General features: G+C 59.1%; 16 protein-coding genes and 1 pseudogene. 6 read left to right on the top strand and 11 right to left on the bottom strand.

Annotated features, from left to right (window positions below; translation table 11 throughout):
• Positions 1 to 17: 17 nt before the first annotated feature.
• Positions 18 to 497 carry an RNA pyrophosphohydrolase gene (locus tag ACOZK9_RS26145; protein WP_053128161.1) on the bottom strand — a complete coding sequence of 160 codons (480 nt, stop codon included), beginning with the start codon at positions 495 to 497 and terminating at the stop codon, positions 18 to 20.
• Positions 498 to 640: 143 nt separating this feature from the next.
• On the opposite strand from ACOZK9_RS26145, the gene ACOZK9_RS26150 reads away from it, so the two are divergent.
• Together ACOZK9_RS26150 and ACOZK9_RS26155 are read left to right on the top strand one after the other, a co-directional pair.
• Positions 641 to 1,297 carry a histidinol-phosphatase gene (locus tag ACOZK9_RS26150; RefSeq protein WP_122250013.1) on the top strand — a complete coding sequence of 219 codons (657 nt, stop codon included), beginning with the start codon at positions 641 to 643 and terminating at the stop codon, positions 1,295 to 1,297.
• A 499-nt stretch (positions 1,298 to 1,796) separates the two neighbouring features.
• Complete coding sequence (locus ACOZK9_RS26155) at positions 1,797 to 2,408, top strand: LbetaH domain-containing protein (protein WP_421556896.1); 612 nt, start codon at positions 1,797 to 1,799, stop codon at positions 2,406 to 2,408.
• Here the strand turns inward: ACOZK9_RS26155 and ACOZK9_RS26160 are convergent.
• From ACOZK9_RS26160 to ilvA, 3 genes and pseudogenes are all read right to left on the bottom strand, one after another.
• Positions 2,401 to 2,559: pseudogene (locus ACOZK9_RS26160) on the bottom strand (IS66 family transposase); the annotation flags it as partial. The gene ACOZK9_RS26155 and the pseudogene ACOZK9_RS26160 sit on opposite strands and share 8 nt — an antisense overlap.
• 339 nt (positions 2,560 to 2,898) lie before the next feature.
• A complete protein-coding gene (locus ACOZK9_RS26165; RefSeq protein WP_122250011.1) occupies positions 2,899 to 3,312 on the bottom strand; it encodes a DUF2269 family protein in 414 nt (137 codons plus the stop codon).
• A 50-nt stretch (positions 3,313 to 3,362) separates the two neighbouring features.
• Complete coding sequence (ilvA, locus tag ACOZK9_RS26170) at positions 3,363 to 4,877, bottom strand: threonine ammonia-lyase, biosynthetic (RefSeq protein WP_099234872.1); 1,515 nt, start codon at positions 4,875 to 4,877, stop codon at positions 3,363 to 3,365.
• Positions 4,878 to 5,013: 136 nt separating this feature from the next.
• On the opposite strand from ilvA, the gene rpiA reads away from it, so the two are divergent.
• The gene (rpiA, locus tag ACOZK9_RS26175; RefSeq protein ID WP_058413703.1) at positions 5,014 to 5,685 is read left to right on the top strand and encodes a ribose-5-phosphate isomerase RpiA; all 672 of its coding nucleotides are present in this window, start codon (positions 5,014 to 5,016) and stop codon (positions 5,683 to 5,685) included.
• A 47-nt stretch (positions 5,686 to 5,732) separates the two neighbouring features.
• Here the strand turns inward: rpiA and ACOZK9_RS26180 are convergent, their stop codons facing one another.
• The 4 genes from ACOZK9_RS26180 to ACOZK9_RS26195 form a co-directional block, all read right to left on the bottom strand.
• Entirely contained in the window at positions 5,733 to 6,638 is a 906-nt protein-coding gene (locus ACOZK9_RS26180; protein WP_421556897.1) for an SdiA-regulated domain-containing protein, read from the bottom strand.
• A 119-nt stretch (positions 6,639 to 6,757) separates the two neighbouring features.
• Positions 6,758 to 7,681, bottom strand: a complete 924-nt coding sequence (locus ACOZK9_RS26185; RefSeq protein ID WP_058413705.1) for an SdiA-regulated domain-containing protein — start codon at positions 7,679 to 7,681, stop codon at positions 6,758 to 6,760.
• A gap of 165 nt (positions 7,682 to 7,846) precedes the next feature.
• On the bottom strand, positions 7,847 to 8,512 hold the full coding sequence (locus ACOZK9_RS26190; RefSeq protein WP_421556898.1) for a fumarylacetoacetate hydrolase family protein: 666 nt from the start codon (positions 8,510 to 8,512) through the stop codon (positions 7,847 to 7,849).
• A gap of 24 nt (positions 8,513 to 8,536) precedes the next feature.
• A complete protein-coding gene (locus tag ACOZK9_RS26195) occupies positions 8,537 to 9,931 on the bottom strand; it encodes an FAD-binding oxidoreductase (RefSeq protein WP_421556899.1) in 1,395 nt (464 codons plus the stop codon).
• A gap of 204 nt (positions 9,932 to 10,135) precedes the next feature.
• Between ACOZK9_RS26195 and serA the strand changes: the two genes are divergently transcribed.
• Entirely contained in the window at positions 10,136 to 11,365 is a 1,230-nt protein-coding gene (gene serA / locus ACOZK9_RS26200) for a phosphoglycerate dehydrogenase (protein ID WP_058413708.1), read from the top strand.
• Between the two features lie 210 nt (positions 11,366 to 11,575).
• Here serA and ACOZK9_RS26205 read toward each other — a convergent pair whose 3' ends face one another.
• Positions 11,576 to 12,016 carry a DUF4399 domain-containing protein gene (locus tag ACOZK9_RS26205; RefSeq protein WP_058413709.1) on the bottom strand — a complete coding sequence of 147 codons (441 nt, stop codon included), beginning with the start codon at positions 12,014 to 12,016 and terminating at the stop codon, positions 11,576 to 11,578.
• A gap of 133 nt (positions 12,017 to 12,149) precedes the next feature.
• Here ACOZK9_RS26205 and ACOZK9_RS26210 point away from each other — a divergent pair, with 133 nt between their 5' ends.
• Positions 12,150 to 12,653 carry a transporter substrate-binding domain-containing protein gene (locus tag ACOZK9_RS26210; RefSeq protein ID WP_152751592.1) on the top strand — a complete coding sequence of 168 codons (504 nt, stop codon included), beginning with the start codon at positions 12,150 to 12,152 and terminating at the stop codon, positions 12,651 to 12,653.
• A gap of 186 nt (positions 12,654 to 12,839) precedes the next feature.
• Here ACOZK9_RS26210 and ACOZK9_RS26215 read toward each other — a convergent pair whose 3' ends face one another.
• Both ACOZK9_RS26215 and ACOZK9_RS26220 read right to left on the bottom strand, forming a co-directional pair.
• Entirely contained in the window at positions 12,840 to 13,334 is a 495-nt protein-coding gene (locus ACOZK9_RS26215) for a 2-thiouracil desulfurase family protein (RefSeq protein ID WP_421556900.1), read from the bottom strand.
• A gap of 2 nt (positions 13,335 to 13,336) precedes the next feature.
• Complete coding sequence (locus ACOZK9_RS26220; RefSeq protein WP_152747133.1) at positions 13,337 to 13,969, bottom strand: 2OG-Fe(II) oxygenase; 633 nt, start codon at positions 13,967 to 13,969, stop codon at positions 13,337 to 13,339.
• A 131-nt stretch (positions 13,970 to 14,100) separates the two neighbouring features.
• On the opposite strand from ACOZK9_RS26220, the gene ACOZK9_RS26225 reads away from it, so the two are divergent.
• Positions 14,101 to 14,853, top strand: coding sequence for a DUF2059 domain-containing protein (locus tag ACOZK9_RS26225; protein WP_122249398.1), 753 nt, complete (start codon positions 14,101 to 14,103; stop codon positions 14,851 to 14,853).
• Positions 14,854 to 14,920 lie beyond the last annotated feature (67 nt).

Below are 14,920 nucleotides of genomic sequence, written 5' to 3' on the forward strand. Positions count from 1 at the left end.
GGGGTCGAACTCCGTCGTCAGTCGCGCGATAAAAGGCGCGGGGCAAGCTCTTTGAGCGCGCGACGATACACTTCGCGCTTGAATGTCACCACCTGGCCCAACGGGTACCAATAGCTGACCCAACGCCAGCCATCGAACTCCGGTTTACCGGTCAAATCCATCCGCACCCGCTGCTCGTTCGAGATCAGGCGCAGGAGAAACCATTTTTGCTTCTGGCCGATGCACAGCGGTTGGCTGTGGGTACGCACCAGACGTTGCGGCAAACGATAGCGCAACCAGCCGCGCGTACAGGCCAAAATTTGCACATCTTCGCGCTCAAGGCCGACTTCTTCGTTCAACTCACGGTACAAGGCGTCTTCAGGGGTTTCGTCGGGGTTGATTCCGCCTTGAGGAAACTGCCAGGCATCTTGGTTGATTCGGCGAGCCCATAGCACCTGTCCGGCATCATTCGTAAGAATAATCCCGACATTAGGACGGAAACCATCGGGGTCGATCACGGCAACAACCTCGCAAACGCATGTTGTCGCATTGTTCCACAAAGGTTCATCAAGCGGCAACGAGGCTTCTTACCTTATGTGCACTCTTGTGAAAAGACCGTATTCTGGACGCCTTTTTACAGACTTTTCAGCGAGTAACTGCAATGCGCCTGGCTTTATTCGACTTGGACAACACCCTTCTGGGCGGTGACAGCGACCACGCCTGGGGCGATTACCTGTGTGAACGCGGGATTCTCGACCCGGTGGCCTATAAGGCTCGCAACGACGCCTTTTACCAGGATTACTTGGCCGGCAGGCTGGATAACGCCGCCTATTTGAACTTCAGCCTGGAGATTCTCGGGCGCACCGACATGGCCCAACTGGACGAATGGCACCGCGACTTCATGCGCGACTGTATTGAACCGCTGATGCTGCCACGGGCCGTCGAACTGCTGGCCAAGCACCGCGCGGCGGGCGACAAGCTGGTGATCATCACGGCCACCAACCGTTTCGTCACCGCACCGATTGCCGCGCGGCTGGGGGTTGAAACCCTGATCGCCACCGAATGCGAGATGGAAAACGGCCGCTACACCGGGCGCAGCACCGATGTGCCGTGCTTTCGCGAAGGCAAGGTGACGCGTTTGAATCGTTGGCTGGAAGAGACCGGGTACAGTTTGCAAGACAGCTACTTCTATAGCGACTCGATGAATGATTTGCCGCTATTGGAGCAAGTGACCCACCCGGTGGCCGTGGACCCGGACCCAAGTTTGCGTGCCGAAGCCGAAAAGCGTGGCTGGCCGGTGATTACGCTGCGAAGCTGATGGCCCCATCGGGAGCAAGCCCCCTCCCACATTTGCAATGCATTCCAATCTGGAGAGGCTTGCTGTCATATTGGACTGCATCCCAATTTGGAGAGGCTTGCTGTCATATTCGACTGCATCCCAATCTGGAGAGGCTTACTGTCACGTTGGACTGCATCCCTATCTGGAGAGGCTTGCTGTCATATTGGACTGCATCCCTATCTGGAGAGGCTTGCTGTCATATTGGACTGCATCCCTATCTGGAGAGGCTTGCTGTCATATTCGACTGCACTCCAATCTGGAGAGGCTTGCTGTCATATTGGACTGCATTCCAATCTGGAGGGGCTTGCTGTCGTATTCGACTGCATCCCAATTTGGAGAGGCTTGCTGTGTAACCGTCCGGTGAAGTCATCTACTCAGCGAAGCCCTGGCATGGCGTGCACGTGAATTTTCGGGGGACTCTGTCCTGGCGTCGGCCGCGTGGGTCTACCCGCACATTACCCGTACCGGAGGAATTTCCATGAAGCGAGTTGAGATCAGTACGTTTATTACTCGGTGGCCATTGCTAGGCTTGGTGCCCCCAACCGCTTGGCTTGTTTCTCAAGACTGCGAAAACCAAATTTTGGCCTTGCTGGCAGGTCTTGGTGCGGGTTATCGGCGCCATGGAGACTGTGCGATCCACGAAAGCGCCGTTGTGGAGCAAGGGGCTGTGCTGAAAGGCCCGATTATCATCGGCGAAGGCTCATTTGTGGCGGCGGGAGCTTACCTACGTGGAGGCGTTTACCTCGGCAGCAATTGCATCGTTGGCCCAAGCTGCGAAATGAAAAGCAGCTTCATGCTCGATGGAAGCAAGCTGGCACACTTCAACTTTGTCGGCGACTCGTTGATCGGCGAGGGCGTGAATATTGAAGCGGGTGCAATAATTGCCAATTACCGCAATGAACTGGATGGTGCAGACATCAAAATCCGCCATGGTGACAATGTGATCGTGACGGGAGTAAAAAAATTCGGCGCCTTAGTCGGTGACGGCTGCAAAATTGGAGCAAACGCAGTCATTGCTCCCGGCGCTCTGCTACGGCCAAACACCCACGTTCCACGTCTGGGGTTGATTGACCAGTTCGCCTACGATTAAGTGCGCAGCCGCATTGGCAGTGAGTATTGTCCGGTTCGTGATGGATCAACGTGCGTGAAAACTCTGCCGGCACTGCAGCGCGCGTGGGCTTTTGCTTTTTCTCGGTCGCCGCGGGCACTGTTTGCAACGCCCGAAGCTCTGCTTCAATCGCCGCGTATCGTATCGATCACTTTCATGCGAGTAGCGCGACGGTTGGCCCGTTCACTTTGACGGTGCCGCGCGGATACTGGATCTCGACGTAGATATTCGACGATGTAGCTTGCGAACTTGCTCCGCCCAACTGCATGGGTAACGGAATAAATGCAGGGTGCAGCGCCATGCTTTTCTGCGCGTGCATCCGCATCCATTTGTGGACGAGGCTGGGTAGATGACTTGGCCGGACTCATACCATTGGACTGCATCCCAATCTGGAGAAGCTTGCTGTCACAGTGGGCTGCAATCCAATGTGGGAGGGGGCTTGCTCCCGATGCAGGCGACACGGTGCCACGTGTTAAACCGGCTTGGCGCCCATCAACCCGGCAATCGCCACGAACCCCAACAGGCTGACCACCGCCAGCACCAGGGTGAAGTTCAGGCTGCCGCCCTCGCCTTTGCGCAAGCGATTAAGCCGCGCCACCAGCCACAACCAGGCCAACGCCGCCACGCTGTAGAGGATGCTGGAGCCGAGTATCCAGGTTTGCCCCAGCGGCCAGCCGATCAAGTGCGCCAGCCACCAGCCAGTAAACGGCATGCTCAGCATGCACACGCCCATCAGCAACCACACAAACACCCACGGGCGTTGCACGGTAATCGCCGGCCCGACGCTGCGCTTGCGCCACGCCAGCAGCGCCAGGCCGAAGCCACTGAGCAGCAGCAACGCAGTGGCGGCGATGTGGATAACCTTGAGGGTGGTCAGCGTTTCCATGGGTATCGATTCCTTACAGGCCGCATAGGCCGCTCAGTCAGCGTAGTCGCTTAACCGAGGAACAACTGGTAGGCCGGGTTTTCGCTCTCATCCCAATACGGGTAGCCGATTTGCGCCAACGCGGCCGGCACCAGATGGCGCTCGTCTGCCGGTACTTGCAAACCTGCGACCACACGCCCGTCGGCGGCGCCGTGGTTGCGATAGTGGAACATCGAGATGTTCCAGCGTCCGCCTAATTTGTTAAGAAAGTTGAACAACGCGCCCGGGCGCTCCGGGAACTCGAAACGAAACACCAGCTCATCGCTGACTTTAGCCGCGTGCCCGCCGACCATATGGCGGATGTGCAACTTGGCTAGCTCGTTTTCGGTCAGGTCCAGCACCGGGAAACCCTGGCCGGTAAGGCTGGCGATCAAGGCGCTGCGCGGGTCGTTTTCCGGGTGGGTTTGCACGCCGACGAAGATGTGCGCCTCGCGGCCGGTGTGGTAACGGTAGTTGAATTCGGTGATCTGGCGTTTGCCCACGGCTTCGCAGAACGCCTTGAAGCTGCCCGGCTGCTCAGGGATGGTCACGGCAATAATGGCTTCGCGGCCTTCACCCAGCTCGGCGCGCTCGGCCACGTGGCGCAGGCGGTCGAAGTTGACGTTGGCGCCGGAGTCGATCGCCACCAGGCTTTGCCCGGTGACGCCGCGGGTCTCCACGTATTTTTTGATGCCCGCCACCCCCAGCGCGCCAGAAGGCTCGGTGATCGAGCGGGTGTCGTCGTAGATGTCCTTGATCGCCGCACAGATTTCATCGGTGCTGACGGTGATCACTTCATCCACATAGTCTTTGCAGATTTCGAAGGTGTAATGGCCGATCTGCGCCACCGCCACGCCATCGGCAAACAGCCCTACCGTCGGCAATACCACGCGCTCGCCCGCCGCCATGGCCGCTTGCAGGCAGTTGGAGTCGTCGGGCTCGACGCCGATGACCTTGATCTCCGGGCGCAGGTATTTCACGTACGCCGCGATACCCGCGATCAGCCCGCCGCCGCCCACCGGTACGAAAATCGCGTCCAGCGGCCCTGGGTGCTGGCGCAGAATCTCCATCGCCACGGTGCCCTGCCCGGCAATGGTGTGCGGATCATCGTAAGGGTGAATGTAGACGTAGCCTTTTTCGTCGACCAGTTTCAGCGAGTAGGCCAGGGCTTCGGGGAAGGAGTCGCCGTGCAGCACCACTTTGCCGCCACGCGAACGCACGCCTTCGACCTTGATCTCGGGGGTGGTCTTGGGCATCACGATAGTCGCCTTGACCCCCAGCACCTTGGCCGCCAGGGCCAGGCCTTGGGCATGATTGCCCGCAGACGCCGTGACCACGCCGCGCGCGCGCTCTTGCGCGCTCAGTTGGGTGAGCTTGTTGTAGGCGCCGCGAATCTTGAACGAGAACACCGGCTGCAAATCTTCGCGCTTGAGCCAGACCTTGTTGCCGAGGCGTTCGGAGAGCTGGCGGGCGGTCTGCAGCGGGGTTTCTACGGCAACGTCGTAAACGCGCGAGGTGAGGATCTTTTTGACGTACTGTTCAAGCATCGGAAAGCATCACTGGGCGGGTGGGCAGGGCCAAGGAGTCTAACCCAGCGTTTGGCCGGGCGACCACACGAATACCGAGGTTTTGTTGGGGTATACTCGCCGCCCTCGATAACTCCCCGCCCGTTTCGGAGCCCGCATGACCCAGGATCAACTCAAACAGGCAGTGGCCCAGGCCGCCGTCGATTTAATCCTTCCCAAGCTTGACGACAAGAGCGTCGTCGGTGTCGGCACCGGCTCCACTGCCAACTGCTTTATCGATGCGCTGGCCCAGCACAAAGGCGCGTTCGACGGCGCCGTGGCCAGCTCCGAAGCCACCGCCGCGCGCCTCAAGGGCCATGGCATTCCGGTGTACGAGCTGAACACCGTGAGCGACCTGGAGTTCTACGTCGACGGCGCCGATGAAAGCGACGCACACCTGAACCTGATCAAAGGCGGCGGCGCAGCCCTGACCCGCGAGAAGATTGTCGCGGCAGTGGCTAAAACCTTCATCTGCATCGCCGACGCGAGCAAGCTGGTGCCGGTACTCGGTGCGTTCCCGCTGCCGGTAGAAGTTATTCCGATGGCCCGCAGCCATGTCGCCCGCGAGCTGGTGAAGCTGGGCGGCGACCCGGTGTACCGCGAAGGCGTGTTGACCGACAACGGCAACATCATCATTGATGTGTTCAACCTGCAGATCACCAACCCGGTGCAGCTTGAGACGCAGATCAATGCGATCGTCGGCGTAGTCACCAACGGCCTGTTCGCCGCGCGCCCGGCTGACGTGCTGTTGCTGGGCACCCCCGAAGGCGTGAAAACCCTCAAGGCCTGAGTCACCTGATCGACCTGATCGTTCACACGCAGAGAGAACGATCAGCTTCACTTTTTGAACACGTAAAACAGGTTTGGCTCGCTCACCAGGTACAAGCTGCCTTCGTCGTCCATGGCGATGCCTTCGGCCTGCGGCACACGTTTTTTCAGGCCATGGCGCCCGCTGAGTAGCGAAAGGCTGCTCAGCGGGCGACCGTCGATGTCCAGTTCCAGCACCAAAAAAGACTCATCGGACAGCGCCAGCAAGTGGCCGCTGCGCTCGTCGTATTGCAGGCTCGACAGGTCGCGCACAAACAACCCGGCATCGCGCTTGGGGTTGTTGATCACGTGCACCGAGTAGGTTTTTTCCGGTTTGAAATGCGGAAAACCATGCACTTCGTAGATCAGCATCGGGTCGCGTTCCTTGGCCACGAACAGGCGCTTGCCCACTGAGTCGTAGGCCAGGCCTTCGAACCCCTTGTTGCCACCGATGTGTACACCCAAGGTCATCTGCTCCGCGTCGGCGGCGTCGAGAAATTGCGTGTCGTCGTTCAGGTGCACTTTGATCAGCCGCTGTTGGCTTTCATCGGTGATCACGTAAATGTTGTCGCTGATGAACTCCACCGCCTCGGCATCGCCGAAGCCCACCAACGGAATGCGCCGCAAAATCGTGCCCTCCAGCGACAGCTCGATCAGTTCGGCGTTCTTATTGGTGACGGTAAACAGGCTTTTGCGCACCGGGTCGTAGGTGAGGGCCGAGACGTCGTCGTCGAGGCCTTCGATCACCTTGGCTTCCAGGGTGACGCGATAATCCGCCAAGCCAAGAGAGCGCTGATCGGCAGGCTGGTGCCATGCCTGCCAGTTAAACCACCCGCGCTCGAATAAACGCAATTGCTGCGCAACCACCCCGGAGGCCACCAGGGCGAGCAATAACACGATGAAAAACGCAGGTTTGGGACGGGCAAGTCGACGCATCAGGCAAGCTCAATATCAAAAGTGGCGAATGAATATCACGCCGGTCTGAATTTAAACTTAAACGCTGCCTGATGTCTGGCAAATGCCGCTCTTGGCGATGTATACGCCGTAATCGCCGGTTATTTCTGCTTCTCGAAACGGTAGAACAGGTTCGGCTCGCTGACCATGTACAGCGTGCCGTCCTCATCCATGGTCACGCCTTCTGCGCGGGGGATGGTGTTTTTAAGGCCGTTGAAGCCACCGAGCACGGTCATGAAGCTGACTTGCTCGCCTTTTGCATCCAGCTCCAGCAGCAGATGGGAGTCAGCCGACAGCACCAGCAAGTGCCCGGTGCGCGGGTCGACGGCCAGGGCCGAAAGGTTGCGCATGTCCAACTCTGTGCTGGCGACTTTTTGCTTGTCGCCGGTCAGCGTGGTGCCATCGCTTTTCCAGGTAAACAGCGCGGGTGGGCGCTCTTCGCCGAGCACGATCTGTTGGTTGCGCTTATCCCAGGTCACGCCTTCAAAGGCTTTGTTCTGGTCCTTGGACGGGCCGAGGTCGTAGCTCTTGAAGTCGGCGATATTCAGTTGTTGGGTGCTGGCGTCGACCTTCACCACGGTCAGCGTGTGCATGCGCTCATCGACAATGGCCATCAGGCCGTTCTCCATCACCGTCAGACCTTCCGCGTTGTTCCAGCCGATGAGTGGCATCTTGCGCAGCACATCGCCTTGCAGGCTCAACTCAACCAGGAAAGGATTTTTGCCCATCACCGAAAACAGCGTTTTGGTCTGTGGGTTGTAGGACAGGTCCGAAGCCTCGTCCTTCTCCATGCCCGGCAGCAACTTGCCATCGATCACCGCGTGGTAGTCCGGCAGCCACACGCTGGCTTGCCGTTCGGCTGGCGTTTCAAAACGCTCGGCCACCCACAGCACGCCGCGATCATCCCAGTGCATGGCCCAGGCAATGCCATACACAATCACCCCGGCCAAAAGCAGCCAGGAATACCAGCGCAGGGCAAATCGTGAGCGGGGCTTGGGTGTAACCGAAGGCAGGGACACGGCCATTGAGCGCTTTTCCAGAAAGTCAGCTTTAGGTGATAGCACAGGATCGACGAGCCCGCGTGCTGGAAGCTGGGATTATCCGGATGAGGTGTGAAAAAAATGCGAACTCAGACTTTTTGATCGTCCCCACGCAGAGCGTGAGAACGATCAGCCCGGTTTGCCTGATGTTTAGCGAACCACGCTTTCGAAGCGGCTGCCGCCTGCCAGTTCAAGCACCAGTTCATCACCCACGTTCAATGGCCCAACACCGGCCGGGGTGCCGGTGAGGATCACGTCACCGGCTTGCAGCGAGAAGCAACTGGCCATGTGCTGGATCATCGGGACGATCGGGTTAAGCATCTGCGAGCTATTGCCGTCCTGGCGCACTTCACCATTGATGGTCAGGCGAATGCCAATATCGGTGACGTCGGCGATGCTGCTGCTGACCACGAACGGTGCGATGACCGCCGCGCCATCAAAGGACTTGGCGATTTCCCACGGCAAGCCCTTGGCTTTAAGCTCGGCCTGCTTGTCGCGCAGGGTCAAGTCCAACGCCGGGGCGAAGCCGGAGATGGCATCCAGCACTTCTTCACGGCTCGGCTTGGTCGACAACGACTTGCCGATCAACACCGCGATTTCCGCTTCGTAGTGCACCGAACCGCGCTCGGTCGGGATAGCAAAACCACCCTCCAATGCCACCACGCAACTGCCCGGCTTGATGAACAGCAACGGCTCGGTCGGCACCGGGTTGTCGAGTTCCTTGGCATGTTCGGCGTAGTTGCGGCCGATACACACCACTTTGCCCAGCGGGAAATGGATGTTGGTGCCGTCGACGTACTTGTGCTGGTAGCTCATGAAACGACTCCTTCAGAGGGGTAGTTAAACAGCGAAGATTTTGCCGGGGTTCATGATCCCGTTAGGGTCGAACACCGCTTTTACTGCTTTCATGTATTCAATTTCAACCGGCGAACGGCTGTAGCTCAAGTAATCGCGTTTAGTCATGCCCACGCCGTGTTCGGCGGAGATCGAGCCGTTGTATTTCTCGACAGTCTCGAACACCCACTTGTTGACGGTGGCGCACTTGGCGAAGAACTCGTCTTTGCTGAGGTTTTCAGGCTTGAGGATGTTCAAGTGCAGGTTGCCGTCGCCGATGTGGCCGAACCAGACGATTTCGAAGTCCGGGTAGTGTTCACCGACAATCGCGTCAATTTCCTTCAAGAACGCCGGGACTTTGGAAACAGTCACCGAAATGTCGTTTTTGTACGGCGTCCAGTGGGAAATGGTCTCGGAAATATACTCGCGCAGTTTCCACAGGTTATGCAGTTGGGTCTCGCTTTGGCTCATCACGCCGTCCAGCACCCAACCTTGCTCCACGCAGTGTTCAAAGGTTTCCAGGGCGTGGTTGGCGACTTCTTCGGTGGTGGCTTCAAATTCCAGCAGCGCGTAGAACGGGCAGTCGGTTTCGAACGGCGCGGGCACATCGCCACGCCCCATGACTTTGGCCAGCGCCTTGTCGGAGAAGAACTCAAAAGCGGTCAGGTCGAGCTTGCTCTGAAACGCGTGCAGCACCGGCATGATCGAGTCGAAGTCGGTCGTGCCGAGCACCATCGCGGTGAGGTTCTTCGGCGCACGGTCGAGGCGCATGGTGGCTTCCACCACAAAACCCAGCGTGCCTTCGGCGCCGATGAACAACTGGCGCATGTCGTAGCCGGTGGCGTTCTTGATCAGGTCGCGGTTCAGTTCCAGCACATCACCTTTGCCGGTGACCACTTTCATGCCCGCCACCCAATTGCGCGTCATGCCGTAGCGAATAACCTTGATACCGCCGGCATTGGTGCCGATATTGCCGCCAATCTGGCTGGAACCGGACGAAGCGAAGTCTACCGGGTAATACAGGCCTTTTTCTTCGGCGACGTTCTGCAACTGCTTGGTCACCACGCCCGGCTGGCAGCGGGCAGTGCGGTCGGTGAGGTTCACTTCAAGAATCTGGTTCATGTAGTCAAACGACACCACCACTTCGCCATTGGCCGCTACTGCCGCCGCCGACAGGCCGGTGCGGCCGCCGGATGGCACCAGCGCCACGTTGCGTTCGTTGGCCCAACGGACGATGGCTTGCACCTGCTCGATGGTCTTGGGGAACACGATGGCGGTGGGCGCCGGTGCGAAGTGCTTGGTCCAATCCTTGCCGTAAGCCTCCAGGGAGTCTGCATCGGTCAGTACTTTACCGGGCTCAACCAGGGTCTTTAGCTCATCAATCAGGGCAGGATGGGTCATCGACAGAACTCTCGAACAATTCATGGTCATCCTGAGAACGCTTCACGTCGCAGGAATAGGTGTTTAGCGGGGCGCGTATGCTAGCATACCGCCCCCGCAGGACAGAGCCCAAGGGCGTTTCTGCGGTGACGGCTTTCCTGCCGTCCGGGTCAGCTTAAGGACCCGATTCCCTGCCATTTTTCCCCGGGACACAGGTTTACGCAGATGAGCAAGACTTCTCTCGATAAGAGCAAGATCAAGTTCCTTCTTCTGGAAGGCGTCCACCCATCGGCCGTCGAAGTCCTGAAGGCCTCCGGGTACACCAGCATTGAGTACATCACCAGCTCTCTGCCGGAAGCCCAGTTAAAGGAAAAGATCGCCGACGCGCACTTCATCGGCATTCGCTCGCGCACGCAGTTGACCGAAGAGGTTTTCGACCACGCCAAGAAGCTCGTGGCGGTCGGCTGTTTCTGCATCGGCACCAACCAGGTTGACCTCAACGCAGCGCGCGAGCGCGGCATCGCGGTGTTCAACGCACCGTACTCCAACACGCGTTCCGTGGCGGAGCTGGTGCTGGCCGAGGCTATCCTGCTGCTGCGCGGCATCCCTGAGAAGAACGCTTCCTGCCACCGTGGCGGCTGGATCAAAAGCGCGGCCAACTCCTTCGAAATCCGCGGCAAAAAGCTCGGTATCGTCGGTTACGGCTCGATCGGCACGCAGCTTTCGGTGCTGGCTGAAGGCCTGGGTATGCAGGTGTTTTTCTACGACACCCTGACCAAGCTGCCACTGGGCAATGCTACCCAAGTGTCGAGCCTGAACGAGTTGCTGGGCATGTCCGACATCGTGACCCTGCACGTTCCTGAAACCGCTGAAACCCAGTGGATGATCGGCGAGAAGGAAATCCGCGCGATCAAAAAGGGCGGCATCCTGATCAACGCTGCACGCGGCACCGTGGTTGAGCTGGACGCCCTGGCCGACGCGATCAAGGACAAACACCTGATCGGCGCCGCTATCGACGTGTTCCCGGTAGAGCCGCGCTCTAACGACGACATCTTCGAAAGCCCGCTGCGTGGCCTCGACAACGTGATCCTGACCCCGCACATCGGCGGTTCCACCGCTGAAGCCCAAGCCAACATCGGCCTGGAAGTGTCGGAAAAACTGGTCAAGTACAGCGACAACGGTACGTCGGTGTCGTCGGTCAACTTCCCGGAAGTGGCCCTGCCGGCTCACCCTGGCAAGCACCGTTTGCTGCACATCCACCAGAACATTCCGGGTGTGATGATGGAGATCAACAAGGTCTTCGCGGAAAACGGCATCAACATCTCCGGTCAGTTCCTGCAGACCAACGAGAAGGTTGGCTACGTGGTGATCGACGTCGACGCCGAGTACTCAGACCTGGCGCAAGAGAAGCTGCAGCACATCAACGGCACGATTCGTAGCCGCGTGCTTTTTTAAGAGCAGCTACAAGCTTCAAGCGGCAAGCGGCAAGCGGCAAGCGGCAAGCGGCAAGCGGCAAGCGGCAAGCTACAAGCTACAAGCTACAAGCTACAAGCTACAAGCGGCAAGTTAAACGCTGCGGGGAACGCTGAAGGCTTTTACTTGCAGCTTGAGGCTTGAAGCTTTCAGCTAAAAAAAACGGGAACCCCGCAAGGGGCTCCCGTTTTTTTATTTGACGTTAACGGTGATGACTTTGGAGGCGACGGTTGGGTTGAACTGCATGTGCAGTTTGTCACCGGCCACCAGTTGCAAGGTGTGCTTGCCGGGCGTGAGGGTCAGTTCGGTTTCGGTCTGGGCCTTGCCGTAATGGATCACGGTGTCGGTGGCCGGGATCGGCATGCTCGCGTCAGGCAGTTCTTTCTGGTCGATCAGCAGATGGTGGTGGCCGGTGCCCGCAGCCTGCTCGGTGGCCGGGGCCAGTTTCAGGCCTTCCATGCCGAATTTGACGGTGAAGGTTTTATCAACGGTGGCGCCGTCTTTGGGCGACACGATAAATACCTTGGCGCCTTCGGGCGGTGCGCTGCGCGGGATGCCGTCAGCGGCAGTAGCCAACATCGAGGCGCCCAGCAGCAGGCTTGCAAGGGTTGCACGGGACAATAGAGCTTTCATTCGCTTCTCCAGTTTTTGCAGGAATTGCGTTGGGTCATAACAACTTCGCGACAAATTGCGGTCCAAGGCACTAACACCCTAGCCAAGCGATGCTGAACGGTGCCTCGCACGTACGAATTTTTTAGGAGTGACCATGCGCTTTTTGCCTGGCCTGTTACTTTTGCTTCCCCTTCTGAGCCCCTTGGCGCACGCAGAACTGATCGATGATGTGTTTGATCGAGGTGAACTGCGCATCGCCCTGCAAGCCAACACGCCGCCATTCAACTTCAAGGACGGCAACAAGCTGACCGGTTTTGAAGTGGAACTCGGTGAGCAGTTGGCAAAAGAGATGGACGTGCGCCCCTCATTCATCACCACCGACGACGCCGACATGCTGCCGGGCGTTGAAACCGGCAAATACGACGTGGCCATCAACCATATCGCTATGACTGCCGCGCTGCAGGATCGGTTCGATTTCAGTCAGCCTTATCGCGAAAATCCGACGCTGGCGATTCCATTCCAAAAAGGCAACCCGGCGTTCAAAAACAGTGTGGACAAGGCCTTGCAGCACATCAAGGCCGATGGCCGCTTAAAGGCGTTGACGCACAAGTGGTTTGACGCGGCGCCTCCAGATCAACATCAAAAGCAGGCGACCTGAAAGCTCGCAAGCCAACGGCGATCAGCTGTGGGAGCGGGCTTGCTCGCGATGGCATCCACTCGGTTTACCTGATGGTCCGAGGTGCCTGCATCGCGAGCAAGCCCGCTCCCAAAAAAGCGATGCAACCGCTCAGATCGGCTTTGCGGCTCTATCAAAGATGGAGCGGGGCTGCCTGCCACATTTGGCCTATAGCGCTTTCGACAGCTGCGTCAGAGCGGCTGCCGCCTCGGGCAACTCCAGCTCGCTGAATACCTGAACGCCATGGCGCTTGAGCAGCGCCGCGGTGACGCCTTCGCCGCGCACTTTTACGCCGGTGAAGGTGCCGTCATAGGTCAGCACGTTGCCGCACGATGGGCTGTTGGCCTTGAGCACGGCGATGCGGATGTTGTGGCGCTGCACCAGCGCCAGCGCCTGGCGCGCACCCTCAAGGAAGGCGGCGCTGAAATCTTCGCCATCAGCGGTCAGCACCTGCGCGCGACCTTCCCACACATCGACGCCCTGCCCGCCGGGGATTTCGGCGGAAGGTCTGGGCGTCGGCAAACCGCCCGACACTTCCGGGCAAATCGCGACCACGCGGCCTTCGGCCTGCCACGCCGCCAACTGATCGAACGGGCCACTGGCCCCACCGTCGTAGCGTACCTTGTGCCCTAGCAGGCAGCGGCTGATCAGAATTTTTTGCATACTTAAAACGGCTCATTACCGCGTCGGCGAAACCAGCCGGTCAGCGACAAGCGTTCGCGCGTAGCGGGCAGGACTTCATGGGGCACCTCCCCGGACAAGAACACCACCAGGCAACCGCCAGCGGGCAGCACATCGTATTCGACGCCATCCTTGAGGTACATACGCAATTGGCCACCGTGGTCGGGCAGCCACGCCTCATTCAAGTAAACCACCGCAGAGACCATGCGCCGGTCGTCGTCGCGAAAACGGTCCACGTGCTTGAGGTAAAACGCGCCCGGCGGGTACATCGCGAAGTGGCTTTCGAAATCTTCCAGGCCCAGGAACAAACCGCGATTCATCGCCTGGCGCAGGCTGTCCATCAACCCCATGTAGGTTTCGCAGACCGCGGCGTCGCCCTCCTCCAGCCACTGGATATGGTCACCGCGAATCCCCTCGCGAATCTCCTGAGTTGGCCCGCGCCCGACCGCTGCCGGCGCTAATTCACCTTCGGCCGCACGTTTACGGCACTCAGCCGCCAGTTCCAGGGTCAGAGCCTGGGGCAGGAAACCGTTCTGCTGCGACCAGCCTTTTTCGGCCAAGTCGTCGACAATGCGTTGCAGCAAGAGGTGATCGAGGGGTATTTGCATGGCGCGCATAGTATCCATACGCCTGTGAATCCGACAGAGCCGCCGAGCGTCTGAATACACTTTAGTCAGGTGACCGATAGGATTTCTCGACAAATCCTACGCCCGACACGGACAATAGTGGCCGACTGACAGGAGTCCATATGCGTCGTTTGTTTTTTTCCGTGCTGATGTGCTGCGTTTTGCCCGCTTGGGCAGACGGTTATGACCCGTTATACAAGGTCGCCGGCTGGGCCGAACAACGTGCGCACTTCACCGACGCCCTGAGTGCCGCCCAGCAGCGCTATCGCCAGAGCCTGCCGCCTGCGGTGTACCAGGCGCTGGTCGACAACAGCAATAAACGTTTTGCCGCGCAAGCCATGGACCAGCGCGCCGAAGCGCAATTGCGCAAGAACCTGGCGGACCCGAAGCCCGCCTTGGCGTTTTTTCAATCGCCGCTGGGTCGCAAAATCGTCGCCGCTGAATTGCTCGCCACGCGCCGCGATCAACTGGCAAAAAACGCCCAGGGTTTGCCGCACATTGAAGCCGACGCCACCCGCAGTTTGATCATCGGTCACTTGGCGCAAGCGCTGCCTGCGCGTGAAGCGGGCGCCGAGGTCAGCCTGGCAATCGCCGGCGTGGCCGCCGACAGCTTGAGCCAGATGATTCCCGGCCTGTTGGGCGGCGGTCAGGCTCAAGGCATGTTGAATGGCCAACGTGAGCGCCTGATGCAGCAGATCGGCAATGACCTGAACAACACCTTGCTGTACGTCTATCGGGATTTGTCCGACCCGGAGTTGGAAGAATTCGCCACGTTTGCCGAGTCGCCGGAAGGCCGTGCGTATTACAAGGCGGCACTCGCCGCGATTCGCGCAGGTTTGGCTGTCGGCCAAAGCACGTCCAGCCTGACGCAGTAATCAGTGTGGGAGCGGGCTTGCTCGCGATGGCAGCACCTCGGACCATCAGGTACACCGAGGTGCTGCC

This window comes from Pseudomonas kitaguniensis, from assembly GCF_049199985.1.
In the GTDB taxonomy this organism is placed as follows: domain Bacteria; phylum Pseudomonadota; class Gammaproteobacteria; order Pseudomonadales; family Pseudomonadaceae; genus Aquipseudomonas; species Aquipseudomonas kitaguniensis.